This window comes from Lysobacter sp. Soil_C_59, assembly GCF_057656415.1.
Genome location: NZ_JBDGKK010000004.1, coordinates 127,708 through 152,949 on the forward strand (window position 1 = coordinate 127,708; position 25,242 = coordinate 152,949).

Genomic DNA, 25,242 nt, shown 5'->3' on the forward strand with positions numbered 1-25,242 from the left:
GCGAGCGCCGAAGACGACAGCAGCAGCGTGCAAGGAGGCCCTGTTCAATGCGCATTCTTCTGGTCGAGGACCAGGCCGATCTGGCCAGCATGATCGTCGGCCGCTTGCGCCGCGATGGACACGCGCTCGACTGGCAGCGCGACGGCGCTTGCGCGGCGCGCGTGCTGCGCTACCAGCGTTTCGACCTGATCGTGCTCGACATCGGCTTGCCGCGTGTCAACGGGCTGGAACTACTCGCGGGCCTGCGCGAGCGCAACGATGCGACACCCGTGCTGGTGCTCACCGCCAGTGATGGCGTCGAAGATCGCATCAAGGCACTCGATGCCGGTGCCGATGACCTGCTCGGCAAGCCGTTCGACCTGCGTGAACTCGACGCGCGCTGCCGCGTGCTGCTGCGCCGCAGCCGCGGGCGGGCGTCGGATCGGCTCAGCATCGGTGGGCTGGAATTCGACAACGCCGCACGCAGGGTCACGCTCGACGGTGCGATCGTCGATCTGCCCAACCGCGAGTTCCGCCTGCTCGAGATCCTGATCGGTCGCGTCGGTCGCGTCGTCAGCAAGGGCGAGATCGGCAACGGCCTTTTCGGATTCGACGACGAGGCCGGGCCCAATGCGATCGAGCTCTACGTCGGGCGCCTCCGCCGCAAGCTGGCGGCGGCACGGCTGAGCATCGTCACCGTGCGCGGCGTCGGCTACCGGATCGAGCCCGGCAGCCGTGCGGCATCAGGTCAGCGCAGCGGCGACAGCGCGCCGTCCTTGCCGATCACGTAGTCGGCCGGCGCATCGCTGGGAACCAGCACCACGCGGTCGCCGATCGGCACGCCGTCGTGGCTCGGGATCTGATGGCTGAGGCGGAGGTATATCCAGTGCTGGCCCGGGTCCATTGCACGGATCCGCACGGTCTTGTTGCCGGAAGTGGCCACGGCGCGGGCCAGCGACGGCGAGAAGAGTGACTGCAGCTCGTCGATCTGCTGCGCCTTCTGGGCGTCAGGTCATGGCTGCTTGTTAGTCGGAACGGGTGCGCATAATCTCGCTGGCAATCAGCGGTTGCGCCCAACTACAGCCGGGTGCGTCAGGGGTGCTGCACTCGACTCGCTGATCCATCAACAGTTGGCCGCCAATGTCACGATCCTTCCTCCACACCTTTGCGGATGCGGCGCTTGCGCGTCCGGCTCTGTTCCTGACCGCTCTATGGGCCCTGCTATGTGCGCCGTGGCTCATGGGGATCCGCGTTCTGCCATACGACGCCGCACAGGAGTTCTATCCTGCGGTCGCATTCACCGTGCAGCAGCTGCGTAACCTTGAGGGCCCGTGGTGGAATCCATTGGTGTTCGGAGGCTACCCGCAGTTCGCCGATCCGCAAGCGATGACCTTCCAGCCCACGGTCATCCTGCCGATGCTGCTGTCTCCGTTGCCATCGATGACATGGTTCACGGTGATCGTCGTGTTGCACGTCCTGCTTGCCGGCCTGGGGGCGCTGACTGTGGCCCGCAGCTACCAGTTGCACCCGGCATCTCGCATGTTGTTCGCGCTGGTCGTGATGTTTGGCGGAGTCGCCGCTTCGCGCATGCAGCACGTTCCGATGATCGTGAGCTATGCCTTCCTGCCCTGGTTGTGGTGGAGCATGCGTCGGCTGTCGGCCCGACCCGAAGTCTCGACTGCCGCGTTCGCCGGCCTGTTTGGCGGCCTGTGCGCGTTGCAGATGACCCAGGTTACGTACCTCATCGGCTTGGCGGCGATCAGCTACGGGGTGTACTTGTTTACCCGGATCCCGCCTGCCGAGCGTCTGCGTTTCGCCGGCTACCTGTGCATGGCGGGCGTGCTGGCGGCGGTGATCTCCTTGCCGCAATGGGTGGCGACGCTTTCGTTCCTGCCGGATACGAACCGTGAGCATCTCGCATTGCAGGTTGCCAGGGCGGGCAGCCTGACCTGGCCTGCCTTTGGCACGCTGCTGGGGGCAGACCTGTTATGGGACCAGGGCAAGTACGTTGGCGTCGGTGACCTGACAACGGACTACCTCTATCTGGGGGTGGCACCCCTTGCCGTGTGGCTTGCGTGGGGCGGGTCGATTCTCCCGGAGTTCCGGCGCCAGGCGGGTGGGGCGATGGTCTGCATCGCCGTCGCGATCATCTACGCGCTCGGACTTCGGACGCCGGTGTACGCGTGGCTATATGAGTGGCTGCCCGGCGTCTCGATGTTTCGACGGCCGGTCGATGCGCTGTTTCTGTTTGTTCCGGCTGCCGCCCTGCTGTCGGCGTTGACGCTGGAATCGCGGCTGCGCACGGCGCCATGGCGCGCGAATCGGATCGGCTTTGTCATCCTCGCCGGACTCGTAGCCTATGTGGCCTGGCATGGCATGACTCAGCTCGAAGGCCTGCGCTCGCTGAAGTCGCTGGTCGGCACCGCCATTATTCTTGCCATGACGCTCTACGCGCTGCGCGCGGGACGCAGCATCGGTCCGCTCACGTCGGTGGCGTTGCTGCTCCTTCTGTGCGTCGACCTCGGGATCCACAACGTGCGTAACCGCTATTACGGCGGAAGCTCCGAGGTTCGCAAGCTCTACGATGCCGTGGACCTGCCGCTGGATGGTGTCTCCGCCAGCGCCCCAATCCTCAATCGCGTACATGGATTGGTTCGCACCGGCGTCATTCCCGAGCGGGCCGAGATCCTGGGAGTGGCCGCGATGATCAACACCGTCGGCGTGCATGGCGTCCCCATGACGGCCGGATACAATCCCATGGTGTCTTCGCCCTACGCTGCGGCGTTTGGTGGTGCCTCGAATGTGCAGCGCCCTTCTGATCGCATTTTCACGGAGCTGGCGCCGCGATATGACTCGCCGGCGTTCGACCTGCTCGGCCTTCGTGTCGTAGTTTCGCGCGATCCGCTGGAAGGTGCGCTCGCATCGGACGGCGTCCATTGGAAGCTGCGTCAGTCCGTACTTCCGCGTGTGCTCAACCCGGTCTCGGTGCGGGGGCATTCGGGCACGCTGCCTCCCGCAGGTGCATTCCAGGAAACAGATTTCCGCAAGGATGTCTGGCTGCCTGAATCCGAGCTCGCCGTTGCGTCATGCCCCCGTCATGACGGCGGCGTTGCGACCCTGGAGCCCATCTACTACGGGCCCAATCGTGTCGAGATTGCCTACCATGCCGAGCGCCCGGCCTGGATCGTCCTCAACGAGATCGACGCGCCGGGCTGGTGGGCCGAGGTCAATGGACAAGAAGTGCCCCTGCTACGGGCCAACGCCCTGTTCCGGGGCGTGTGCGTCCCGGTAGGGCCGGGCCACCTCACGTTCCACTTCAGTCCGCTGCGTATGGTGGAGCTGAGATGGCGTGCCAGGCCGGCGCCCAGGTCGCGCGATACGGTCGCTGCGGCCAGCGCAATCGGCACAGCCGACTGAGCGCAGTGGCGCAGTGGATGGCGAGCCGCCCACTGCGGCTCCTTCTGGCCACTTCGCAAGCCCGCGTCATGCGTGGCGCCCCCGCCATACCGTGCCGTTCCTCGGTTTCCGCCGGAAGCGGCTAGAATCTGCGGCCCGCCTGTGGTTTTCCCTCAGATGTCCGACAACTCGCCCGCAAACGACCTCAAGCAAGCCGCGCTGGACTATCACCGCCTGAGCCCGCCCGGCAAGATCAAGGTCAGCGCGACCAAGCCGATGGTCACCCAGCGTGACCTGGCCCTGGCGTATTCGCCGGGCGTGGCCTTCGCCTGCGAGGCGATCGTCGCCGACCCCAACTGCGCCAGCGAACTCACCGCGCGCGGCAACCTGGTGGCGGTGATCAGCAACGGCACCGCGGTGCTGGGCCTGGGCGACATCGGCCCGCTGGCCGGCAAGCCGGTGATGGAAGGCAAGGGCGTGCTGTTCCAGAAGTTCGCCGGCATCGACGTGTTCGACATCGAGATCGACGAGCGCGACCCGGACAAGCTGGTCGACATCATCGCCAGCCTGGAGCCGACCTTCGGCGGCATCAACCTGGAAGACATCAAGGCACCGGAGTGCTTCATCGTCGAGCGCAAGCTGCGCGAGCGGATGAAGATCCCGGTGTTCCACGACGACCAGCACGGCACCGCGATCATCGTCGGCGCCGCGGTGATCAACGCGCTGGAAGTGGTCGGCAAGGACATCGGCAACATCAGGATCGCCACCACCGGCGCCGGTGCGGCGGGCATCGCCTGCCTGGACATGCTGGTCGCGCTGGGCGTGAAGAAAGAGAACATCACCGCGTTCGACCGCGAGGGCGTGATCTACACCGGTCGCGACCACATGGACCCGGACAAGGCCCGCTATGCGCGCGACACGTCGCAGCGCACGCTGGCTGAAATAGTGGAGGGCGCCGACATTTTCCTGGGCCTGTCCGCCGGCGGCATCCTCAAGCCGGAGATGGTGGCCACGATGGCCGACAAGCCCATCATCCTGGCGCTGGCCAATCCCTACCCGGAGATCCTGCCGGAGGATGCCAGGAAGGTCCGCCCGGACTGCATCATCGCCACCGGCCGTTCGGACTACCCGAACCAGGTCAACAACGCGCTGTGCTTCCCCTACATTTTCCGTGGCGCGCTCGACGTCGGCGCGACCGGCATCAATGAGGCGATGAAGCTCGCCTGCGTGCGCGCCATCGCCAAGCTGGCGCGGATGGAATCGTCCGACCTGGGCAGCGCCTATGGCGGTGAGGTGCCGACCTTCGGTGCCGAATACCTGATCCCGCGCCCGTTCGACCCGCGCCTGCTGGTGGTGCTGGCCCCGGCCGTGGCCAAGGCCGCGATGGAGTCGGGCATCGCCAATCGTCCGATCGAGGACATGCGCGCCTACGAGGAAAAGCTCGGCACCTTCATCTACCGCACCGGCCTGGTGATGAAGCCGGTCTACGACCGCGCCCGCAGCGACCGCAAGCGCGTGGTCTACGCCGAAGGCGAGGAAGAGACCGTGCTGCGCGCCGTGCAGACGGTGATCGACGACGGCCTGGCTTACCCGATCCTGATCGGCCGTCCGGACGTGATCGACACGCGCATCCAGCGCCTGGGCCTGCGCATGCGCGCCGACGTCGATTTCGAACTGACCAACATCAACGACGACCCGCGCTTCAACGATTACTGGCAGACCTACCACGCGCTGACCGAGCGTCGTGGCGTCACGCCGGCGGCGGCGAAGAACCTGCTGCGCTCGCGCCCGACGCTGATCGCGGCGCTGATGGTCGAGCGCGGCGAAGCCGACGCGATGATCTGCGGCCTGGTCGGCCGCTTCCACAAGAAGCTGGGCTACATGCGCAGCATCTTCGACTTCGACCCGGGCGTGACCGGCACGGCGGCGATGACCGGCGTGATCAACGACCAGGGCGTGTGGTTCTTCCTCGACACGCACGTGCAGTGCGATCCGACCGCCGAGCAGATCGCCGAGGCGACCCTGCAGGCGAGCTTCCGCCTGAAGCTGTTCGGCATCGAGCCGAAGGTGGCGCTGCTGTCGCACTCCAACTTCGGCAGCCACGACAACGCCTCGGCGGCGAAGATGCGCAAGGTCTACCAGCTGATCAAGCAGCGCCTGCCGAAGCTGGAGATGGACGGCGAGATGCAGGCCGACACCGCGTGGGACGAGGAGCTGCGTCACCGCATCTTCCCGAACACGCTGCTCAAGGGCCGTGCCAACCTGTTCGTGATGCCGAACCTGGATGCGGCCAACATCACCTACAACATGGTGCGGGTGATGACCGAAGGCGTGGCGATCGGGCCGATCCTGATGGGCCTGGACAAGCCGGCGCACATCCTGACGCCGGCGTCGACGCCGCGCCGCGTGGTGAACATGACGGCGATCGCGGCGGTGGACGCGCAGATCCGCGCGTCGCTGGGGCAGGGCGGCTAAGGGCGCCCCTCTCCCTGGCCGCCTTCGCGGCCCGTCCCTCTCCCGCAAGGGGAGAGGGTTTGTGCACTTCCTTCTCCCCTTGTGGGAGAAGGTGCCCCGAAGGGGCGGAAGAGGGGGCGCTCTTGCTCCTAAAGATCCTCCTCCTCATCCCCCCGCAACACCTTCCGCTGCATCGCATCCAGATACGCATCGGCCTCCGCCGCCGACGAGAAGATCTCGTTCAGCGGCACCGCCTTCACCACGTCGAACACCTTCTGGATCTGCGGCTGCGGGTTGAGCACCAGCACCTTGCCCGAATGGCCTGCCAGCGCCTTGCGTGCGCGGAAGATCGAGCGGATCCCGGCCGAGCTGATGTACACCAGCTCGCTCAGGTCGAGCAGCAACGATTGCATGCCGGGCAACAGCGGCTCTAGTTGCCTGTCGAACTCGGCGTAGCTGTCCGTGTCGAGGCGGCCGCCGAGGGCGACGCGCTGCGAACCGTTGCTGGGCGGATCGATGTGGATCTGGAGTTCCATGGGCGACCTCGTGTGGGGGACTTGCCTTGCGACTTCAACTCAGCGGGTGCGCAATACCACATGCAGCACGTTGTAGGGTTCCTCGCGGACATAGCGCACGCTGCGCGCCAGTTCGCGCACCAGGTGCACGCCCAGGCCGCCGATCGGCCGGTCGAGGATGTCGGCGTCCAGTTCCGGTGGCTCCTGGTCGAGCGGGTCGAACGGCTTGCCGTTGTCGCGGAACTCGACATGCAGGCCGTCATCATCGCGGGCAATGTCGACCGCGATGCGGCGCGGCGTGGGCTCGCCGTCCACACCGTGTTCGATCGCGTTGCTGACCACTTCCTCGGCGATCAGGCGCATGTCGTCGCGCAGTTCCCTGGCGATGCCATGCTCGAGCAGCGACTGCTCGATCGAATCGAGCAACAGCCCCAGCTGCGTGCGTTCGCACGGGATCTGCAGGCGCAGTCGCATCAGGCATTCCCCCCGGTGGATGGATCGAAATTCAGTGCCAGCACGGTGATGTCGTCGGACTGTGCGGCGCCGTCGGCGAACCCGTGCGCGGCCGCCACCAGAACCTCGCACAGACCCCGGGCATCGGCACTGGCCGGCAACGCGGCCAGCAGGCGCTCGGTGCCGAAGGCGTTGTGTCCGCCGTCGAGCGCCTCGCTGATGCCGTCCGTGTAGGCCACCAACGCATCGCCGGGCTGCAGCCGGCCGCGCCAGAGCGGGTAGCTGTCGGCGATGTCGACGCCCAGCGGCGGGCCGGTCGGCACGTCGAGGTACTCGCGGCGGCCGTCGGCGTGCACCAGCACCGGGGCTTCGTGACCGGCGCTGGCCAGCACCACGTCGCCGGTGCCGGCATCGATCGCACCGCACAGCACGGTGGCGAACATGCAGGTGTCGTTGCCTTCGACCAGGCGCGCGGCGGCCACGCGCAGCGCCTTGTCCGGCGTGCCGCCGAGGCTGGTGGCGACTTCCAGTACGGTCATCGCCCGCGCCATGAACAACGCCGCCGGCACGCCCTTGTCGGACACATCGCCGATCACGAACCACAGCACGCGCTCGTCGCGGACGAAGAACGTATAGAAGTCGCCGCCGACGGCCTTGGCCGGCTCCAGCAATGCATGCGCCTGCAGGGTATGGCCATCGGCGTGCAGCGTCGGCGCCGGCGGCAGCATCGCCAGCTGGATGTCGCGCGCGATCGACAGCTCGCTCTCGAGCTTCTGCCGGCTGCGCGCCATGCGCTCGATTTCCGCCAGTTGCGACTTGATCGAGCTTCGCGCGCGGTCGTAGGCGCGTGCGAGCAGGCCGACTTCGTCGCGGCGGGTGGTGTGCGGCAAGGGCCAGTCGAACTCGCCGGCGGCGAAGTGGCCGGCCGATGAGGTCAACGCCAGCAGCGGCCGCGTGATCGGTCGCGCGATCAGCCACAGCACCAGCACCAGGACCAGCACCGCGAGCAGGCCACCGGCGATGACCGCCCGCGTCGTGCTGCGCAGTTGCTCCTGCGCGTACTGCTCGGAGACCGAAACCGCGACAGTCCACAGGCTGTCGGGCACCGGCTGCACCAGGCCGATGCGGCGCGTGCCGGTGGTCGGATCGAGGTAGGTGACATCGGCGCTGCGGCGCTCGCGCACGGCGTCGAGCAAGGGCTGCAGCATCCGGCCCTCGACCTGGCTGACTCGGTCGTCCAGTCGCACCTTCAGTTCCAGCGCCGGCGACGGGTGGACGACGTACAGGTGCTCCGGGCTGAGCACCACGCGTTGCACCGGGGAGTCGGATGTCTGCTGCCCGATCAGCGTGCGCAGGCGGCTGACCGGAACGTCGAGGCTGACCATGCCGACCGGTGTCGAAGTGTGGTCGTCCGGATCTCGCCGGATCGGCCGGTTGTAGGTGACGAACGTCTGCTCGCCGGTGGCGGCATTGCGGTAGGGCTCCGACCACCAGGCGCGGCCTTCGCCGATCGTGCGCTTCCACCATGGCTGGTCGTGGTAGTCGTAGCCGCGCGAGCGCATCGGCTGGGTGTAATAGCCCTTGCCCTCGCGGCGCACGTACCAGCTGTAGGCGGCATCACCGGCATCGAGCGCGCCCGGTTCCAGCACCAGCATCGCCCCGGCGATGTCGTCGTCGCCGGCGACGGTGGCGCGGAGCAGGGCATCGAGCGTGCGCGGATCACGGCCGACGCCACGCACCGCCTCACCAAGCGTGTTGGCGCCGACTTCGACCGACTCAAGCGTTGCGTGCAGGCCGAGCGCGGTCTGTTCGGCGAGCGTGCGGATCTCGCGCTCACTCTGCGCGGTGAGCAACTTCGCCGAGCGTGCCTGCACGATGAGCGTTGCCGCCAGCAGCACCGCCACACAGCCGACGCAGATCCACAGCACCAGCCGCGTGCGCAGGCTGCGGTACCAGGGCACCGCGCGGCCGGACGCAGGCAACTCGGCAATGAGCTGGGTCATGGCGGTACCGGATCGGGAGCCCCTTCGCCGCAGCATAGCGCCGGCATGTGATGCCGGTGCTAACGGCCCCAAACCCCCGTCATTCCCGCGAAGGCGGGAATCCATGGACGTCGCCCTTGGCCTGCCAGAACAGTGTCCTTGGATTCCCGCTTTCGCGGGAATGACGGCTACTGGGGACGGTCGCTCCAGCCGATGCCCACCGTCACCCCGCGCCCCGCCCCCGGCTCGAAGTACCGCGCATTGCCCTCGTTGACGATCACCGACCCGGCGAACTCGCGATCGAACACGTTGTCCACGCGCATGAACGCCCGCCACCCCGATGCCGCCGCACGCCACTGCAATCGCAACGCGAACTGCGCATAGCCCGGCGCGTAATCGGTATTGCGGTCGTCGGTGGCGATGCGATCGCTGGCGCGCGCCTCCAGTGCCGCGATGATCCGGCCACTGGCATCGTTCCAGGCCAGCTCCGCATAGCCATCGGCTTGCGGAATGCCTGGGATGCGATTGCCCGCCTCCACCTGCTGCACCTGCTCCACGCCACCGCTGACCACGCGGTAGCTGAAAGGCTCGGTGAATCGTGCCCGCAACCAGTTGACCGTCAGCACGTACGACCATCGCGGGTGCAAGCGCGCCTGGATGCCCACCTCCACGCCTTCGCGACGCGTCAGTCCGGCATTGGCGAAGCTGGCGCGGCCACCGCGGTTGTCGGCCGGCACGATCTCGTCCTCGCCGTCGATGCGATAGCCCGCGATGCTGGCGTCGCCGGAACCGAAACGCCAGCGCGCCCCGACTTCGGCACTGTCGAAGTGCGCCGGTTCCAGGTCGAAGTTCAAACCGGCGCCGCCATCGGGCCGATACGCCAGCTCGGTCACCGTCGGTGTCTCGAAGCCACGGCCGACGCTGGCGAACACTTCGCCATGGCCGAACGCGCGCGCCACGCCGAGCGATGCCGCGGTCTCGCTGTAGTCGAGGCTGCCGCTGTCGTCGCCGTTGCCCGGCGCGATGTAGTGATCGTCGGACGAGAAGTGCAGGCGTGCATGACGCACCGCGCCCAGCACCGTCCAGTCGTCTGCCGGCCGCAGGTCGCCCAGCACGTAGGCCTCGTTGCTGCGGATGCGGTTGTCCTCGTCGCGACGCAGGCGCCCGCGCACGCCGAGCTGCGTGCCGACGAAGTTCTCGTAGCCACGACGCTGCTCGTGCAGCCAGCCGGCCTCGGCGCCCACCGTCAGCGCGCCATGCTCACCGTCCCATCGATGTCCGGCCTCGACACCGGTCGACTGCCGGCCCAGGTCGATGACGCCACCGGCGCTGGTCGGCGCGCGCTGCGCCGCGATCGGGATCGCCAGGAACTGCACAACATCGCGGGTGACGCCATAACCGCCCAGCCAGTATTCGCGCCCCGACGCATACGCATCCTCCCAGCGTGCACCGGCTTGCCCGTTGTCGATGCGCTTGCGTGTATCGAACAGCTCCGCGACCGGATCGGTCCCATGCGGATCGCGCTGCCATTGCGCGCGGGTAAGCCCGAGCGGGTCGTCGGTATAGGGCTGATGCAGCCCGCCCGCGACCAGGCGCAGCCGCTGGCCTTCCCCCGGCACCCACTGCGCGATCGCATCGAGCTGCGCGCGCTCGGCCGAGCTGTGTGGACGGTCGCCATCCGTGGTGAAGTAACTGCCCAAGGCCTTCCAGCGCCACGCATCGTCGTGGCTGGCGCCCTCGATGCCGGTGGCGATCCGGCCACTGGTGTTCGACCCGGCCCAGGCGTCGACATCGACACCATGCCCGCCATCGAGCAGGGTCTCGCCGACGATCGCACCGCCGGCGGCATTACCGTATTGCAGCGCCAGCGGGCCGCGCAGCACCTGGATGCGATCTAGCGCACTCAGCGGAAAGCTCGCCGCCTGGCCCTGGCCATCGAGTGCGGAGGAGGGAATGCCGTCGACGATCAACTTGATCCCGCGGATGCCGAACGTCGACCGCGCCCCGAAGCCGCGGCTCTGAACCTGCAGGTCCTGCGCGTAGTTCTGGCGATCGAGCACGGTGATGCCGGGCGCCCGCACCAGCGCTTCCGACAGCGAGACCTGGCGCTGGCCGGCGCGCAGCGTATCCCCGTCGATGACGGTGACCGAGCCGGGAAAGTCGGACAGTTCATGGCGCGCGCCGAGCACCTCGACCGTATCCAGGGTCGTGGCCGCCGGCGGCGCCTGCTGCGCCATGGCCGGGGGCAAGGCGAGCAGGCAGGCCACGGCGATGGCCGAAGGCTGACGGGGCCAGCGTGACAGCACGCATACGCAGCGGCCGATACCGTGTGCCGAGATGTCGTCCCTGGGGGGTCCAATCATGAAAACCGCAGTCCGCCTGTTGCTGGTCCTGACCATTGTCGCCGTACCTGCCTGGCTCTGGGCGCAGTCGACGCCACCGCCGGCCCCGGCGCCCGCGCCGGCCCCCGTGGCGGTCGCCGCACCGCCGCCGCCGCCGAGCGACCCGTTGCCGATGGACCTGGACGGCGACGGCGTGGTCACCGCGATGGAGCACGCCGCCGGCGCCCGCTCGCTGTTCGAGCACATGGACGCCAACCATGACGAGAAAGTGACTCGCGAGGAGATGCTGAATTTCCAACGCGAGGTGCTGGGCGTGCCGATCGCGCCGCCGGGCAGGTAGCGCTTCTGACCGTCATCCCCGCGAAGGCGGGGACCCAGCGTCTTTCGTGTCCTGCCGGGACAACAACGTCCATGGATCCCCGCCTGCGCGGGGATGACGTGCGAGGGAATAACGAAGCAGTAACGTCTCTTCAGTGCCAGCACCCAAATCGGGCAAAGTCGCTGGGTTCCCGCCTTCGCGGGAATGACGGGCTACTCCCATTCGCGCCCGTAGGGATTTCAGGCTTTCAATCCCACTTTCGTCGCAACGCTGCGGCCCATTGCGGCAGGCTGGTCCACCGGTGTCGCCCTGTTAGAATCCGGACTCTAAACCCCCGCCCCACACGAGGCGCGGCCAATAGGGGCCGCGATACGCATGACTTCTCTCCACGCCGCGATTTCCGACATCCTCCAGAACGACCCCGACCCGACCGAGACCCGCGAGTGGATCGAGTCTGTCCAGGCCGTCATCGAGCGCGAGGGCGCCGAGCGCGCCCACCAGCTGCTCGAAGGCATGGTGGAAGTCACCCGTCGCGCCGGCGCGCACCTGCCGTTCTCGCCGACCACCGAATACATCAACACCATTCCCGCGCACATGGAGGTCAAGAGCCCCGGTGACCACGCGATGGAATGGCGCATCCGTTCGATCATCCGCTGGAACGCGCTGGCGATGGTCGTGCGCGCCAACCGCAAGCCCGGCGACCTCGGCGGCCACATCGCCAGCTTCGCTTCTGCGGCCACGCTTTACGACGTCGGCTTCAACCATTTCTGGCGCGCTCCCAGCGCCGACCACCCGGGCGACGTGATCGGCGTCCAGGGCCACAGCTCGCCGGGCATCTACGCCCGTTCGTTCCTCGAAGGCCGCATCAGCGAGTCGCAGCTCGACCACTTCCGCATGGAAGTCGACGGCCGCGGCATCAGCTCCTACCCGCATCCGTGGCTGATGCCGGATTACTGGCAGGTGCCGACCGTGTCGATGGGCCTGGGCCCGCTGGCCGCCATCTACCAGGCGCGCAACTGGAAGTACCTGGAAGGCCGCGGCCTGATGCCCAAGTCCGACCGCAAGGTCTGGGCGTTCCTCGGCGACGGCGAGACGGACGAACCCGAATCGCTCGGCGCGATCTCGGTTGCCGGCCGCGAAGGCCTAGACAACCTTGTCTTCGTCATCAACTGCAACCTGCAGCGCCTCGACGGCCCGGTGCGCGGCAACGGCAAGATCATCCAGGAACTGGAAGGCCAGTTCCGCGGCGCCGGCTGGAACGTCATCAAGACCATCTGGGGCAGCTACTGGGATCCGCTCCTGGCGCGCGATACCACCGGCAAGCTGCGCCAGCTGATGATGGAAACCGTCGACGGCGAGTACCAGAACTGCAAGGCGTTCGGCGGCAAGTACACGCGCGAGAACTTCTTCAACAAGTACCCCGAGACCGCCCAGCTCGTCGCCAACCTCAGCGACGACGACATCTGGCGCCTCAACCGCGGCGGCCACGATCCGCACAAGGTCTACGCGGCATACCACGAGGCCGTGAACACCAAGGGCATGCCGACCGTGATCCTGGCCAAGACGGTCAAGGGCTACGGCATGGGCGCGGCCGGCGAGTCGCTCAACCCGACCCACCAGACCAAGAAGCTCGACGACGACGCCGTGCGCATGTTCCGCGACCGCTTCAACATCCCGGTGACGGATGCGCAGCTGGCGGACGGCAAGGTGCCGTTCTTCCACCCCGGCGAGAACTCGCCGGAAGTGGAATACATGATGGAGCGCCGCAAGTCGCTCGGCGGCTTCCTGCCGCAGCGCCGCCAGAAGTCGACGCAGTCGCTGGAAGCGCCGAAGCTGGAAGGCTTCGACCGCCTGCTCAAGAGCACCGGCGAGCGCGAGATCAGCACGACGATGGCGTTCGTGCAGGCGCTCAACATCATCCTGCGCGACAAGCAGGTCGGCCCGCGCGTGGTGCCCATCGTCGCCGACGAAGCGCGCACCTTCGGCATGGAAGGCCTGTTCCGCCAGATCGGCATCTACGCCCCGCACGGCCAGAAGTACAAGCCGGTCGACCGCGACCAGCTGATGTACTACCGCGAAGACGCGGCTGGCCAGGTGCTGGAAGAAGGCATCACCGAAGCCGGCGCGTTCGCCAGCTGGATGGCCGCGGCCACCAGCTACAGCACCAACGACCTGCCGATGCTGCCGTTCTACATCTACTACTCGATGTTCGGCTTCCAGCGCATCGGCGACGCCGCCTGGCAGGCGGCCGATATGCGCGCCCGTGGCTTCCTGCTCGGCGCCACCGCCGGTCGCACCACGCTGAACGGTGAGGGCCTGCAGCACGAGGATGGCCACAGCCACCTGCTCGCCGGCGCGATCCCGAACTGCCGCGCGTACGACCCGACCTTCGGCTTCGAAGTGGCGGTGATCGTGCAGCACGGCATGCAGCGCATGCTCACCGAGCAGCAGGACGAGTACTACTACATCACCCTGATGAACGAGAACTACGGCCACCCGGACATGCCGGAAGGCGCCGCGGACGGCATCATCAAGGGCATGTACCTGCTGAAGGACGCCGGCAAGGCGAAGAAGGGCGAACTGCGCGTGCAGCTGATGGGCAGCGGCACGATCCTGCGCGAAGCCATCGCCGCGGCGGAACTGCTAGACAAGGACTTCGGCGTGACCGCCGACATCTGGTCGTGCCCGAGCTTCAACGAACTGCGTCGCGACGGTTTCGATGCCGAGCGTTGGAACCGCATGAACCCGGAAGCAAAGACCCCGCGCAAGCCGTACGTGACCGAGCTGCTGGAAGGCCGCCAGGGCCCGGCGATCGTCGCGACCGACTATGTGCGCGCCTACGCCGACCAGATCCGCGCATTCGTCCCGATGCATTACACGGTGCTGGGTACCGATGGCTTCGGCCGCAGCGACACGCGTGCCAACCTGCGTCGCCACTTCGAAGTTGACCGGTACTACATCGCGCACGCCGCGATCGCAGCGCTGGCGGCGGAAGGGAAGATGACGGGGAAGGATGTGGCTCGGGCCATCAAGACTTACAAGATTGATGGTGAGAAGCCGAATCCGATTGGAGTTTGAGTAGATTTCACTGAATGAAGAGCGGCCGACTAGCCGCTCTTTTTCTTTGTGTCATCCAATACTCTGAGTTTTGCATTGTCCGGCGTTATGTAGTAATTCTGAAGTTGCAGAGGGGTCTGCCGCACAAGCCTTGGACCAACAGGTTTGGCGACAAACAAGCTGGGGGGCTTGTGAAAAACTTTCGGATGGGGCGCGTCTATCGATACGCGAAATCTATCGCTCCAGAGCAGGCGGTTGTGGACGATATCCCAAACTTTCACTACATCGTGGCCACGCCAGGAATGGCAACCCTTCAGCTGGAGAGTGGCATCAATGTGCCTGCATCAACGACAGCGGTTGATGGGAAGCGAGTTGGTGTAATTCTGCTGTCCAGTAACGAGAACAAGCGCGGATCAGCAGAAAACCCCTGGCACGACACCATCGAGCCGGACGAAGGATTCGCCCGTTACTTTGGCGACAACAAGACGCCTGATGTTGATCCTGGTTTGGCGAAAGGAAATCGGCGCCTGCTTCAACAATTTGAACTTCACACGTCTCCGGACAGGAAGAAGCGAGAGAGGGCTGCGCCAATTCTGTTGTTTCGGGCCTCAAGGAAGGGCTACAAAGAGTTCGCGGGGCTTGCGGTCATTACTGGGGCAAAACGGGTGACGCAGTACTCTGCGGCAAACGGGGGTTATTTCACCAACTACCTGTTCGATCTCGCAATCCTGTCGCTGACTGCTGAAGACGAGAGTGTTGATATGTCTTGGGTGGCCGATCGTAGAGCGGGCGGTGATCTGATGGCGGCGAACGAACGGGCGCCGTTGGCTTGGAGAGAATGGATTCAGTTCGGGAGTCCCGATCTGGAACGACTGAGGCGCCGGGTCACGCGATACCACGTCGTTCCGAAAAAGGACCAGGTTGCGCCCGCAGACTCCAGCAAGAGGAAGACGCTAGAGGCAATCTATTCGTTCTATGAGGGGAGAAAGCACCGGTTCGAGGCGCTTGCGAGTCTCGTCTGCGAATCGATGGTGCGAGCTACCGGAGCTAGCTATCACAGGGGCTGGCTGACCCGCGGGTCCGGTGACGGCGGACTGGATTTTGTTGGTCGAATAGATCTAGGCGAAGGCATTGCTCGCACAAAGCTCGTGGTGCTTGGGCAAGCCAAGTGCGAGAGAATCGACACTCCAACGGGCGGCGTGCATATCGCTAGAACGGTTGCCCGACTGCGCAGGGGGTGGCTTGGTGCCTATGTCACGACATCGTTCTTTTCCGATGCCGTGCAGCGTGAAATATACGAGGATCAGTATCCGGTGATGCTCGTCAATGGCTCGAGCCTCGCGGATGAAGTCACCAAGCTGCAATTGGCCGCCGGCTACTCCAGTGTCGAACAATTTCTAGATCACGTGAATTCAACCTACGAGAGCCAGGTCAGCAACAGACTGCCAGAAGAGATTCTTTGGGAATAGTTGAAGCGATGCATAGCGACCCCGCAGCGATCGTCCTTAAGTGCATCACCGCTCGCCGGGGTACTTGCTGAACTACTGTTTGGCGCCGAGTCGCTTCAACCGATCCAACGCATCCTTGTTCATCCGACGCGAATACCCCGGCAGCCGTTTGGCCTGCTTCAGCGCGCCATCGCATACGGCCTGCGCCCTTTCGCGCTCGCCCCAGTCGACCAGCGCCTGCGCGTAATACGCCTGCGCTTCGAACCCGCTACTGTAGCCGATCAGCGTCTCGAACTCTTCCTTCGCCTTGTCACGATTGCCTTCGGCAGCAACCGCGCGGGCGTAGACCAGGTGCCCTTGCGCTGAGCGGAAGTCCGGCTTGCGCTTGATCAGGTCGTCCAGCAGTTGGCGCGCTTCGGCGGGCTGGCCGGATTCGAGCAGGGCTTGCCCCAAGCGGACCTGGATGTCCGGGTCGTCGCTGTGGATTCCGCGAAGGGCGCCGCGGTAGTGCTCGATCGCCTCGGCCGGTCGCTTGTCGCCGACCAGGGCGTCCGCCAGGCGCAGGCGGTTGTCGACGGTTGCGGCGATGTCGAAGGCATCCTGGGCCTCGCGCAGTTCGCGGCCGGGATTGAGTAGTCGATCCACGCCGCGAGTGACGGCGCGACCCTGCTGGGTGTAGCGCATCGACGGCAGCCAGATCGCCAGCGCGTACACCAGGCTGCCGAGCAGCGGGAACATGAAAAGAATCATCAGCCAATAGCGATCCTGCCCGCTGCGCACGGCGTGCACGGCAAAGCAGATCGCAATCATGATGTGCAGCCCCATCCCCAGAAACGGCATCCCCATACCCTTGCTGAATCGGCAGGGCATGAGTCTGCCCGAGCTTCGCGGGGGAGGGTAGTGGACGCCTCAAGTTCCCGGCAGCAGCGCCCGAGAATTCGTCCCATCCCCCGCCGCCCAGCCATGCGCTACCCTCCGGCGGTGCCGGCAACCGGCACCACTACAGGGGAAAACATGAAGATCGTTCACAAGGCAGCGCTGGCCTTGGCCGCCTGCTGCGCGGTGGGGACCGCGTTCGCTCAGGAGTTCGTCAACGGCACCTACGGCATCGTCGGTGGCAGTTACAGCATCAAGGTCGAGAAGCAGGGCGATTCGCTGGTGGTGGTCGAGCCGAACAAGACGTCGACCTACTCGCCGCAAGGCGACGGCAGCTACCACTTCTTCAATCCCAACACCAACGCGACGTACGGCCTGCGCGTGGTCGATGGCGACACCATCGAGGCCTTCAAGCCCGGTGTCGACGGCAACGTGCCGACCCAGCTCGACCTCATCAGCGCCGCCAGCGCCGCCGCGATCGCGAGCGATGACGGCGACAGCGACGGGATCGGCTCGATCGCCGAGAAGTACGAGGCGCTGGCCAAGAGCGACCCGACCAACGCACACGTCTGGAGTGCCTGCGCCACGGCGGCCTACTCGCGCAGCACGTCCAACGATGCCGAGTTCGCCGAGTACGTCGGACTGGTCACACAGATGCTCAAGCCGATCATGACCGACGTTTCCGGCACGCCGTGCGCGGATGCGATTCCGGCGAGCCTCTGGTGATCGGCGGCGTCTGAATCGCGCCAGCCAGTGGCGCGATTCAGACGACTACAACGTCGCTCAGAACGTCACCACCAACCCGCTGAAGCTGCCTTGCTGTGCGTTGCCGGGCAGCGGGCGCTCGTCCGTGGTCTCGACCGAGAACTCGGCGCGCCCGCCGTTGGACACGTTGCCGACCATCGCATACCAGAACAGCCGGCTGGTGAAGTTGTAGGTCATCCCTGCACTGAGCAGCAGCGCGTTGCCCTGGCCGCGATTGGCGTCCACCGCGTAACCGGCCGCGGTGAGCTGCAACTTCTTCGTTACGTCGTAGTGGGCGCCCAGCCAGTACTGGTCCACATGGGACGGCAGCCCCGCCGCGGCGTCGGGCGCGTCGAGCCCGTTGTAGCCCGCATAGACCTTGAGCGCGCCGAACGTGCCGACGCCGCCCAGGATGGTTTCCTTCGAATACAGGTAGGGGTTGGAGTAGCCACCGACCTGGTCGCGGGCGACATCGTAGATGCCGCGAACCAGCCAGGTCGGGCTTGACCAGGTCACCGACACGCCGTCCTTGCGCAGTGCCGAGCTCGACCCCTGCTGCTCGCCAAGCGCCGTCTGCACACCGAACTCCAGCCCGCCGAACTTGCGGCTGCGGTACTCGATCATGCTCGGTGCGCCGAACCAGTTGCGGCCGCGCACCAGCGTCGCGGTGCTGATGAACGACTGGTAGTGCGGATCGATGTCCCAGATGTCGTTGGTGATCGACTGGTCGCGACCCACCAGCACCGTGCCCCACGACGGGCTGCTGATGCCGACATAGGCGCGGCGATTGAACAGCGCATCACCATTGGTGGTGCCCTTGGTCGCATCGAAGCCTGATTCGAGCAGGAACACGCCCTTGGCGTCATGCAGGACGCCATCGGTGTAATCGCCGAAGGCGACCTCGCCGCCGATGTCCAGCAGGCTGGTGCCCCACTGGTTGCCGCCTGCACGCAGCAGTGACTTCTCGCTGCCGTCGGGTTGTGCGATGTGGTTGACGTAGTCGACGCCGGCGGCGATGCGGCCGCTGATGGTGATGCCGGTGTCGGCACGGACGTTGACGCAATGGGTGGCGACTACCGCGGCCAGCGCCGCGGCAATGCGAAGGTTTGAACCAGACATATGTCCCTATGTGTTTGGTAGTGGAGACGGTGAAGCAGCCGTTGGCAGTCCTTGCGCTTGGCATCCGGATCGAGGGCAGGGGTGTGGGCCGCTCGCGATCGAAGCTATCGACGCGACCTGTGCCCGGTACATCAGAAACGTCTCAATTGCGGGTCGCGGTCCGGCATCCCGCCCGCGGGATGTTCATTCCCTGAAATCCCCACTTATCTCCGCCCGGGCTGGCTCCAAGTCATCCGGGAGCGGTGGCCATTCGCCATTGCCTATCTCCCACTTCCGGAAAAAAAGAACATGAGCAAGCTTTCAGGCAAGGTCGCCGTTGTTACCGGTGCTTCCAAGGGCATCGGCGCCGCCATCGCCACCGCACTGGCCGCCGAAGGCGCGTCGGTCGTAGTCAATTACGCGTCCAGCCAGGAGGCCGCCGATGCGGTCGTGGCGAAGATCACCGCGGCCGGCGGCAAGGCCGTCGCCGTGCGCGGCGACGTATCCAGCAAGTCCGACGCCGAGGCGATCGTGGATGCGGCGGTTTCAAAGTTCGGTCGGCTCGACATCCTCGTCAACAACTCGGGCGTCTACAACTTCGCGCCGATCGAGGAAGTCACCGAGGCTGACTTCCACCGCCATTTCAACATCAACGTGCTGGGCTTGCTGCTGACTACGCAGGCGGCTGCGAAGCACCTGGGCGAGGGCGGCAGCGTCATCAACATCGGCTCGCTCGTCACCCGCATCACTCCGCCCGGAAGTGCCGTCTACACCGCCACCAAGGGCGCCGTGGACGCGATCACCGGCGTGCTGTCGCTGGAGCTGGGCCCGCGCAAGATCCGCGTCAACTCGATCAACCCCGGCATGGTTGAAACCGAGGGCACGCACGCTGCGGGATTCATCGGATCGGACTTCCACGGCCACGCCGTCGCGCAGACCCCGCTGGGCCGCATCGGCCAGCCCGATGACATCGCGTCGATCGCGGTGTTCCTGGCTTCGGACGCCTCCGGCTGGCTCACCGGCGAGCTGCTGAACGCGGCCGGCGGCATGCGCTGACCGTTCGGCGGGACGCAGGCACCGCGCCTCCGTCCCGCCTGCTGGCGGGGGTCGGCTCGTGCGAATATCGCCGGGCTGACGCGATGCCTGGGGAGGCCGCGCAGCTGGAGGGGCCATAGCGCCCCGCTGGGGGATCTGTTGAGAGCACGCAACGCCTTCGCGTGGATTGCGGTTGCCATTGCCCTTCCGCTTGCCGGGAGCTGCCTTGCCGCGGACCCGGTAGTGACGCCGCCGCCGCCAGTGCCCGCTCCGCCGCCGATTGCGCCTCCGCCATCGGCGCCTGCTTCTGATCCCGCGCAGTCCGTGCGGCTGCCTGCGTACGTACCGCCGTTCAAGCTGAGCAACCAACCGCCGCAACTGCCGGAGGTGGCGCTGTGCCGGCAGCTGACGGGCCTGACCAAGCTGATGCTGACCATCTCGCCGGCAGGAACGGTGATGGACGCGGTCGTCGAGAAGTCCAGCGGTCATCCGTCGCTGGACGGCGCTGCCTACGCGGCGGCCAAGGAGTGGAAGTTCCGGCCGGCATTCGAGTACGGCGTTCCGGTTCACTCCAGGGCGCGCGTCCCGGTGGCCTTTGTCGCTCCGGCGGAATGGCCGCACTGCAGCCAGGGCGTACGCGTCCTGTCCACCTTTACGCAGCTCGGAGCCGAAGGCAGCGACACGGGCGCTGCCATGTTCACGCCGATGTTCGCGCCGAGCGACAAGGTCAGCGCGGTCGTCGAGTACGTGCTGACTTCCCCCGACGCGGTGGGCCAGTCGCTGAGCGTCCGCTGGATCTACCTGGACGATGCCGGTCATCCGGTGGTCCACCACGAACAGACGTCGCCGCTGCAGGAAGGCGGGCGCAAGCGTTTCGTCCTGTCCGGTGCGCAGCCCGGCGGTTGGAAGCCCGGGCGTTACCAGATTGAAGTGCGTCTCAAGGACGACATCCTCGGGCAGGGTGAGTTCGCCGTCCGCTGAGATGCCGCTGGCTAGTGCGACAGCTCCGCCGCCAGCGCGCGCAGCAGTGCCGCGCCGTCTCCACGCCAGGCACTGCCGTGCATGCACGCCAGCGTATGCGGGTTCGCCTGGGCCAGCTTCTCCAGGATCGCGCCGGTGTTGGTCGCGTGCGCGTAGTAGTCCATCTGATGGCGGAAGGCTTCGCTGGGCCCGAGCACGTCGGTTTCGGTCAACGACAGGTGCCCGGTGCCGGGTTGGGTGAACAGGTCGCCGCAGAACATCGTGGCGGTGTGTTCCTCCATCAGGTAGCCGCATTCCCAGCCATGCGGCAGGTGCGGTGCGTCGAACCAGCGCACGCGATGACGGCCAAGCGAGAGCACTTCGCCGTCGACGAGTGCGCGCGGCGGCCGGTCTGCGAGGTCGGTCATCGACACCATCGCCGCGATCGTCCCGCACAGCGGAGCGGCCTGCGGTGCCACCGCCAGCCACTGGTTCATCGAACCGCATTCATCCGCCTCGACATGCGAGAACGCCACATGCCGCAACCGCTCCAGCGGCATCACGCTGGCCACCGCCTCTGACACCATCGGGAACAGCCCGCGCAGGCCCGTGTGGAACAGCAACGGCTCGTCGTCGACGACCAGGTACTGGTTGAACGAGAACGGCGTGTTTCCCGGCAGCGCCACCGGCGTGTTGATCCGGTAGATGTGCTCGGCGATCTCGTGGACGTTGGTCCCTGACTGGCGGTTGGTGATGGTCATGGCGTCTCCGGGGGCGGCCGCGGGCACAATTCGGGCCGACATTCCGGGTCAACGCAAGGACCCGGGCGAGGGGGTCAGCCTGTCATCGGATTCGATGTCGCGGACGAACCACCACCCACTCCACCACCACCAGTGCGGCGAACGCCGAGTACGCCGCGACGAAAGCCCACCACGGCGCTTCGAAGAAGATCAGCCGCGACAGCCAGTGGGCGATGAACGACTCGCGATAGACCGCCTGCCCGGCATGCTCGCGCAGTGCCTGTTCCCAGATCGTCAGCGGGCACAGCGCACCGAGCCACGCCTGTGCGGCGATGAAGACCATCAGCAGCACGTGCGCCAGCCGCCAGCGGAAGCCGCGCACCCATTGCCATCCGCACAGGCCGCCGATCAGCACCGCCACGGCGCCAAGCACCACGAAGGCGACGATGCCGACGTGCAGCATCAGGATGGCGTCGGCCAGCAGTGCGGCGGTGGCGGGGGACAACATGTCCATGACTCGGACTCTACCGGGCGGAAGGGCAGTCGCCGATCGACGCTGCTTGCTTCAAGATGCCGCGGTCGCCGACAGGTCCGCCATCACCCCGTGAACTTCTGGAGTCTCGTCTTCCTGATCGGTGCCGCGCAGGCCGCGCTGCTGGCGCTGGCGCTGTGGCGGCGTCCGGTCAATGTGCAGGCCAACCGCGTGCTGGCGGCGTGGATCGCGGTGATCGGCTTCGATCTGGCGGTGAAGGCGGCGTACTTCCACGGGTCCTCGATCGAGCTGCTCAAGCTGTATCGCTTCGTCGGGTTGTTCCCGTTCCTGTATGGCAGTGCGTTCTACCTCTACGTCCGCACGCTGACCCAGGGCCGCGCGCCGGGTTTGCGCGATGGCGTGCATCTGCTGGGCTTCGTCGCTGCGCTGGCGGTCAACGCGCAGTGGTTCCTGATGGATCGCACGCAGACGCAGGCCTTCCTGGCGGACCTGGCGGCGGGCGGATACTGGCCGGGTGCGCCGTGGCTGGATATCGGACTGTTCGGCTACAGCCTGTCGTATGTGGTGGCGGGGCTGGTGCGCGTGCGCCGCTATCGCCGCGAACTGTTGCAGCGCCGCTCCGATGCCGATCGCATGTCGTTGCACTGGATCGACGCGATGGCGTTGTCGCAGATCGTGATCTGGTGCATCGCCGTGGCGCAGTGGCAGCTGCGGATCCCATGGATCGACTATCCGCTGATCTACGGCGCAGTCGTGGCATGGGTGTTCGTGGTCGGCTACCTGAGCCTGAGCCAGGTCGCCGTTGCGGTGCAGGCGCCAGCGGCGAGTGAGTCCCCTGCCGAGGTTCCGGCCGTCGACGATCCGCGCTTCGCCGAGGTGGAGGCACGCCTGACCCGATTGATGGAACGTGAGCACCTCTACAGCGAGCCGGCCCTGACCATCGGCCAGCTGGCCAGGCGCAGCGGGTACCCGGAGTACCTGGTGTCGGCGGTGATCAACCGGCGCTTCGCCGGCAACTTCTGGGACTACATCAACCGCCAGCGCATCGAAGCCGCGCGCGCCTGCCTGGCCGATGCCGGCGACACGCGCACCATCCTCGACATCGCCTACGCCTGCGGCTTCACCTCGAAGTCGACCTTCAACGCCGCCTTCAAACGCCAGCTGGCGGTGACGCCGAGCGCGTACCGCCAGGCGCAGTCGTCAACCATGGCCGACGCCGACACGCGATAGCGGGCGCGGGGACAGCCACGTCGCGCGGATCGCTGGCCAGTGCAGCCACAGCTCGCCCAGCGCCAGGTTGACCGTCCAGCAACTCCACGCCGCGAAGATATAGACCGGCACGAAAGGCAGGTGCAGGACGCCCTGGCCGATGCCGAGCGTCAGCCGCAGGGTGATGGCCGAGGCGGTGAGGGCGATGCTGCGGATCATCCAGCGCCGGTGCAGGGCGAGGTCGCCGGCGATCGCGTGGCGTATGCCGATGCCGGTCACGCCCATCCACAGGACTGCGAGCAGGGCGAAGGCAATCCCGGACGCGACGCCGCCGGTGGGATGCGTCGACAGCGACAGCCCGCCGAGGCCGCCGATCAGCACGCCCGCGGTGTAGAGCCCACCGCTGAGCCGGTGCAGGCGGGGCACGTAGCGGCGAATGGTCGCGCTCATCTGCAGCGGCGCCAGCAGCAGCGCCAGTCCGGCGCCCATGAAATGCGCCGGAACGTCCAGGCCGGACAGGACGAACTTGGCCGACATGAAGTCCAAGGGGCCGTGGTAGCGATACATGTAAGTGAAGGCGTAGGCCGATATGGCCAGGCATAGCAGCAGGAACAGCAGGGTGAGCGTCCAGCGCAGTGCGCGGGATCCGTAGGTTCCTAAACGTTGCCAACCGCGATTCATTGCCTGCCTCCTGGGTCTGGAGGCCTGAGGTTGGTCGTCTTGACGTGCGCAGTCGTCCGAATCGGGGGAGTCGTACGCCCTGGCGCACCTCAAAAGGCGCTGGGTCCCCGCCTTCGCGGGGATGACGGGTTGTCGGCTACCGCCAATCGCTGCAACGCTGTGGGCCGCCAGTACGGTCCCGTCACATGCTGCAATGCAGCATAATGGGCCCATGCCTGCTTCTCTCCCCCACGCCGCGCCCGCCGCAGCGCCGTCGCCCGTTCTTTCGCCGCGCCAGGTCGCGCTGATCCTGTTCGCCCTGGCCATGGGCGGCTTCGCCATCGGCACCAGCGAGTTCGTGGTGATGGGGCTGATCAACGAGATCGCCCGCAGCATGGGCGTCAGCGAGCCGCAGGTCGGCCACGTGATCAGTGCCTACGCGCTCGGCGTGGTCGTCGGTGCGCCGCTGCTGGCCATCCTGGGATCCAGGCTTTCCCGCCGCAGCCTGCTGCTGGCGCTGATGGGCTTCTATGCCTTCGGCAACCTGGCCAGTGCGATGGCGCCGGACTACCACACGCTGATGCTGGCCCGCTTCGTGGCCGGCCTGCCGCACGGTGCCTACTTCGGCATCGCCGCGCTGGTCGCCGCGCGCATCAGCCGGCCGGAGCAGCGCGGTGCCGCGGTCGGCCGGGTGATGCTGGGCCTGTCGATCGCGCTGCTGGTCGGCAATCCGCTGGCCACCTGGCTCGGCCAGGCGTTCGGCTGGCGCTGGGCGTTCGCGCTGGTGTCGGTGATCGCCCTGGCGACCGTGGCGATGACCATGCGCGTACTGCCGCGCGGCATGAACGCACCGCGCCCGGATGCACTGCGCGAACTGCGCGACTTCAACCGCAAGCCGGTGTGGCTGGCGCTGGGCATCGGCGCGATTGGCTTCGCCGGCATGTTCTGCGTCTTCAGCTACCTCGCCCCGACCCTGGTCAACGTCACCGGCGTACCCGAGACCTTCATCCCGTTCGGCCTGGTCGCCTTCGGCATCGGCGGCATCATCGGCACGGTCGCCGGCGGCTGGCTGTTCGATCGCCTGCAGTTCCGCGCCGCGCCTGTGGTGCTGGTGTGGTCAACGCTGGTGCTGCTGCTGTTCCCGCTGGCCGCGAAGTCGGTGTGGACGGTGCTGCCGGTGGTGGTCGCGGTCGGCACGATGGGCGCGTTGGCGACCATCCTGCAGGCGCATCTGATGGACGTTGCCGCCGAGGCACAGACACTCGCCGCCGCCTCCAACCACTCGGCCTTCAACATGGCAAACGCGCTGGGCCCGTGGCTGGGTGGCATGGCGATCACCGCCGGTTACGGCTGGACCTCGACCGGCGTGGTCGGTGCGGCCATGGCGGTGCTGGGGTTGCTGATCTATGCGTGGGCGCGGCGCGATGCGGCGCAGGGCGAGGTCGCGCTGGCAATGGGCGAGGCGGAGTAGGTCGCCGCCTC

At 66.6% G+C, this 25,242-nt stretch carries 21 protein-coding genes; 11 read left to right on the forward strand and 10 right to left on the reverse strand.

Annotated elements, in window-relative coordinates; genetic code table 11:
* Positions 1-47: 47 nt before the first annotated feature.
* Positions 48-770, forward strand: coding sequence for a response regulator (locus tag AC3A3Q_RS09820; protein ID WP_487586081.1), 723 nt, complete (start codon positions 48-50; stop codon positions 768-770).
* On the opposite strand, the gene AC3A3Q_RS09825 is transcribed toward AC3A3Q_RS09820, so the two are convergent.
* Positions 728-922 carry a hypothetical protein gene (locus tag AC3A3Q_RS09825; protein ID WP_487586082.1) on the reverse strand — a complete coding sequence of 65 codons (195 nt, stop codon included), beginning with the start codon at positions 920-922 and terminating at the stop codon, positions 728-730. The genes AC3A3Q_RS09820 and AC3A3Q_RS09825 overlap by 43 nt on opposite strands.
* Before the next feature lie 197 nt (positions 923-1,119).
* On the opposite strand from AC3A3Q_RS09825, the gene AC3A3Q_RS09830 reads away from it, so the two are divergent.
* Together AC3A3Q_RS09830 and AC3A3Q_RS09835 are read left to right on the forward strand one after the other, a co-directional pair.
* The gene (locus AC3A3Q_RS09830; RefSeq protein WP_487586083.1) at positions 1,120-3,396 is read left to right on the forward strand and encodes a hypothetical protein; all 2,277 of its coding nucleotides are present in this window, start codon (positions 1,120-1,122) and stop codon (positions 3,394-3,396) included.
* Between the two features lie 156 nt (positions 3,397-3,552).
* A complete protein-coding gene (locus AC3A3Q_RS09835) occupies positions 3,553-5,850 on the forward strand; it encodes an NADP-dependent malic enzyme (RefSeq protein WP_487586084.1) in 2,298 nt (765 codons plus the stop codon).
* A 128-nt stretch (positions 5,851-5,978) separates the two neighbouring features.
* Here AC3A3Q_RS09835 and AC3A3Q_RS09840 read toward each other — a convergent pair whose 3' ends face one another.
* The 4 genes from AC3A3Q_RS09840 to AC3A3Q_RS09855 all read right to left on the reverse strand — a co-directional run bounded on the left by AC3A3Q_RS09840 (position 5,979) and on the right by AC3A3Q_RS09855 (position 11,142).
* Positions 5,979-6,365 carry an STAS domain-containing protein gene (locus AC3A3Q_RS09840; RefSeq protein ID WP_487586085.1) on the reverse strand — a complete coding sequence of 129 codons (387 nt, stop codon included), beginning with the start codon at positions 6,363-6,365 and terminating at the stop codon, positions 5,979-5,981.
* A gap of 39 nt (positions 6,366-6,404) precedes the next feature.
* Complete coding sequence (locus tag AC3A3Q_RS09845; protein WP_487586086.1) at positions 6,405-6,818, reverse strand: ATP-binding protein; 414 nt, start codon at positions 6,816-6,818, stop codon at positions 6,405-6,407.
* On the reverse strand, positions 6,818-8,800 hold the full coding sequence (locus AC3A3Q_RS09850; protein ID WP_487586087.1) for a SpoIIE family protein phosphatase: 1,983 nt from the start codon (positions 8,798-8,800) through the stop codon (positions 6,818-6,820). Before AC3A3Q_RS09850 ends, AC3A3Q_RS09845 begins: the two co-directional genes overlap by 1 nt.
* A gap of 167 nt (positions 8,801-8,967) precedes the next feature.
* Positions 8,968-11,142: a TonB-dependent receptor family protein gene (locus AC3A3Q_RS09855; protein ID WP_487586088.1), complete on the reverse strand. Its 2,175-nt coding sequence runs from the start codon at positions 11,140-11,142 to the stop codon at positions 8,968-8,970.
* Between AC3A3Q_RS09855 and AC3A3Q_RS09860 the strand changes: the two genes are divergently transcribed.
* The 3 genes from AC3A3Q_RS09860 to AC3A3Q_RS09870 all read left to right on the forward strand — a co-directional run bounded on the left by AC3A3Q_RS09860 (position 11,141) and on the right by AC3A3Q_RS09870 (position 15,966).
* Positions 11,141-11,461, forward strand: a complete 321-nt coding sequence (locus AC3A3Q_RS09860) for a hypothetical protein (RefSeq protein WP_487586089.1) — start codon at positions 11,141-11,143, stop codon at positions 11,459-11,461. The genes AC3A3Q_RS09855 and AC3A3Q_RS09860 overlap by 2 nt on opposite strands.
* 354 nt (positions 11,462-11,815) lie before the next feature.
* Positions 11,816-14,518: a pyruvate dehydrogenase (acetyl-transferring), homodimeric type gene (aceE, locus tag AC3A3Q_RS09865; protein WP_487586090.1), complete on the forward strand. Its 2,703-nt coding sequence runs from the start codon at positions 11,816-11,818 to the stop codon at positions 14,516-14,518.
* Between the two features lie 14 nt (positions 14,519-14,532).
* Positions 14,533-15,966, forward strand: a complete 1,434-nt coding sequence (locus tag AC3A3Q_RS09870; protein WP_487586091.1) for a restriction endonuclease — start codon at positions 14,533-14,535, stop codon at positions 15,964-15,966.
* 72 nt (positions 15,967-16,038) lie between these two features.
* On the opposite strand, the gene AC3A3Q_RS09875 is transcribed toward AC3A3Q_RS09870, so the two are convergent.
* A complete protein-coding gene (locus AC3A3Q_RS09875) occupies positions 16,039-16,755 on the reverse strand; it encodes a tetratricopeptide repeat protein (RefSeq protein ID WP_487586092.1) in 717 nt (238 codons plus the stop codon).
* 204 nt (positions 16,756-16,959) lie between these two features.
* Here AC3A3Q_RS09875 and AC3A3Q_RS09880 point away from each other — a divergent pair, with 204 nt between their 5' ends.
* Positions 16,960-17,547 carry a hypothetical protein gene (locus tag AC3A3Q_RS09880; RefSeq protein ID WP_487586093.1) on the forward strand — a complete coding sequence of 196 codons (588 nt, stop codon included), beginning with the start codon at positions 16,960-16,962 and terminating at the stop codon, positions 17,545-17,547.
* 57 nt (positions 17,548-17,604) lie between these two features.
* On the opposite strand, the gene AC3A3Q_RS09885 is transcribed toward AC3A3Q_RS09880, so the two are convergent.
* A complete protein-coding gene (locus tag AC3A3Q_RS09885) occupies positions 17,605-18,684 on the reverse strand; it encodes a porin (protein WP_487586094.1) in 1,080 nt (359 codons plus the stop codon).
* Between the two features lie 288 nt (positions 18,685-18,972).
* On the opposite strand from AC3A3Q_RS09885, the gene AC3A3Q_RS09890 reads away from it, so the two are divergent.
* Together AC3A3Q_RS09890 and AC3A3Q_RS09895 are read left to right on the forward strand one after the other, a co-directional pair.
* Entirely contained in the window at positions 18,973-19,719 is a 747-nt protein-coding gene (locus AC3A3Q_RS09890) for a glucose 1-dehydrogenase (RefSeq protein WP_487586095.1), read from the forward strand.
* A 303-nt stretch (positions 19,720-20,022) separates the two neighbouring features.
* Positions 20,023-20,679 (forward strand): energy transducer TonB, encoded by a 657-nt coding sequence (locus tag AC3A3Q_RS09895; RefSeq protein WP_487586096.1) that lies wholly within the window; start codon positions 20,023-20,025, stop codon positions 20,677-20,679.
* An 11-nt stretch (positions 20,680-20,690) separates the two neighbouring features.
* Here AC3A3Q_RS09895 and AC3A3Q_RS09900 read toward each other — a convergent pair whose 3' ends face one another.
* Both AC3A3Q_RS09900 and AC3A3Q_RS09905 read right to left on the reverse strand, forming a co-directional pair.
* On the reverse strand, positions 20,691-21,419 hold the full coding sequence (locus AC3A3Q_RS09900) for an oxygen-binding di-iron domain-containing protein (RefSeq protein ID WP_487586097.1): 729 nt from the start codon (positions 21,417-21,419) through the stop codon (positions 20,691-20,693).
* Positions 21,420-21,501: 82 nt separating this feature from the next.
* A complete protein-coding gene (locus AC3A3Q_RS09905) occupies positions 21,502-21,912 on the reverse strand; it encodes a DUF2784 domain-containing protein (protein ID WP_487586098.1) in 411 nt (136 codons plus the stop codon).
* A gap of 90 nt (positions 21,913-22,002) precedes the next feature.
* Here AC3A3Q_RS09905 and AC3A3Q_RS09910 point away from each other — a divergent pair, with 90 nt between their 5' ends.
* Positions 22,003-23,121, forward strand: coding sequence for a helix-turn-helix domain-containing protein (locus AC3A3Q_RS09910; protein WP_487586099.1), 1,119 nt, complete (start codon positions 22,003-22,005; stop codon positions 23,119-23,121).
* Here AC3A3Q_RS09910 and AC3A3Q_RS09915 read toward each other — a convergent pair.
* Positions 23,092-23,781, reverse strand: coding sequence for a DUF2306 domain-containing protein (locus tag AC3A3Q_RS09915; protein WP_487586100.1), 690 nt, complete (start codon positions 23,779-23,781; stop codon positions 23,092-23,094). The genes AC3A3Q_RS09910 and AC3A3Q_RS09915 overlap by 30 nt on opposite strands.
* Before the next feature lie 211 nt (positions 23,782-23,992).
* Here AC3A3Q_RS09915 and AC3A3Q_RS09920 point away from each other — a divergent pair, with 211 nt between their 5' ends.
* Complete coding sequence (locus AC3A3Q_RS09920; RefSeq protein WP_487586101.1) at positions 23,993-25,231, forward strand: MFS transporter; 1,239 nt, start codon at positions 23,993-23,995, stop codon at positions 25,229-25,231.
* Positions 25,232-25,242 lie beyond the last annotated feature (11 nt).

Bases quoted from the DNA above. Each gene is read 5' to 3' on its own strand.
- AC3A3Q_RS09820 (WP_487586081.1), top strand. From the start codon at position 48: ATGCGCATTCTTCTGGTCGAGGACCAGGCCGATCTGGCCAGCATGATC.
- AC3A3Q_RS09830 (WP_487586083.1), top strand. From the start codon at position 1,120: ATGTCACGATCCTTCCTCCACACCTTTGCGGATGCGGCGCTTGCGCGT.
- AC3A3Q_RS09835 (WP_487586084.1), top strand. From the start codon at position 3,553: ATGTCCGACAACTCGCCCGCAAACGACCTCAAGCAAGCCGCGCTGGAC.
- AC3A3Q_RS09840 (WP_487586085.1), bottom strand. From the start codon at position 6,365: ATGGAACTCCAGATCCACATCGATCCGCCCAGCAACGGTTCGCAGCGC.
- AC3A3Q_RS09845 (WP_487586086.1), bottom strand. From the start codon at position 6,818: ATGCGACTGCGCCTGCAGATCCCGTGCGAACGCACGCAGCTGGGGCTG.
- AC3A3Q_RS09850 (WP_487586087.1), bottom strand. From the start codon at position 8,800: ATGACCCAGCTCATTGCCGAGTTGCCTGCGTCCGGCCGCGCGGTGCCC.
- AC3A3Q_RS09860 (WP_487586089.1), top strand. From the start codon at position 11,141: ATGAAAACCGCAGTCCGCCTGTTGCTGGTCCTGACCATTGTCGCCGTA.
- AC3A3Q_RS09855 (WP_487586088.1), bottom strand. From the start codon at position 11,142: ATGATTGGACCCCCCAGGGACGACATCTCGGCACACGGTATCGGCCGC.
- aceE (WP_487586090.1), top strand. From the start codon at position 11,816: ATGACTTCTCTCCACGCCGCGATTTCCGACATCCTCCAGAACGACCCC.
- AC3A3Q_RS09870 (WP_487586091.1), top strand. From the start codon at position 14,533: ATGAAGAGCGGCCGACTAGCCGCTCTTTTTCTTTGTGTCATCCAATAC.
- AC3A3Q_RS09875 (WP_487586092.1), bottom strand. From the start codon at position 16,755: ATGATTGCGATCTGCTTTGCCGTGCACGCCGTGCGCAGCGGGCAGGAT.
- AC3A3Q_RS09880 (WP_487586093.1), top strand. From the start codon at position 16,960: ATGAAGATCGTTCACAAGGCAGCGCTGGCCTTGGCCGCCTGCTGCGCG.
- AC3A3Q_RS09885 (WP_487586094.1), bottom strand. From the start codon at position 18,684: ATGTCTGGTTCAAACCTTCGCATTGCCGCGGCGCTGGCCGCGGTAGTC.
- AC3A3Q_RS09890 (WP_487586095.1), top strand. From the start codon at position 18,973: ATGAGCAAGCTTTCAGGCAAGGTCGCCGTTGTTACCGGTGCTTCCAAG.
- AC3A3Q_RS09900 (WP_487586097.1), bottom strand. From the start codon at position 21,419: ATGACCATCACCAACCGCCAGTCAGGGACCAACGTCCACGAGATCGCC.
- AC3A3Q_RS09905 (WP_487586098.1), bottom strand. From the start codon at position 21,912: ATGGACATGTTGTCCCCCGCCACCGCCGCACTGCTGGCCGACGCCATC.
- AC3A3Q_RS09915 (WP_487586100.1), bottom strand. From the start codon at position 23,781: ATGAATCGCGGTTGGCAACGTTTAGGAACCTACGGATCCCGCGCACTG.
- AC3A3Q_RS09920 (WP_487586101.1), top strand. From the start codon at position 23,993: ATGCCTGCTTCTCTCCCCCACGCCGCGCCCGCCGCAGCGCCGTCGCCC.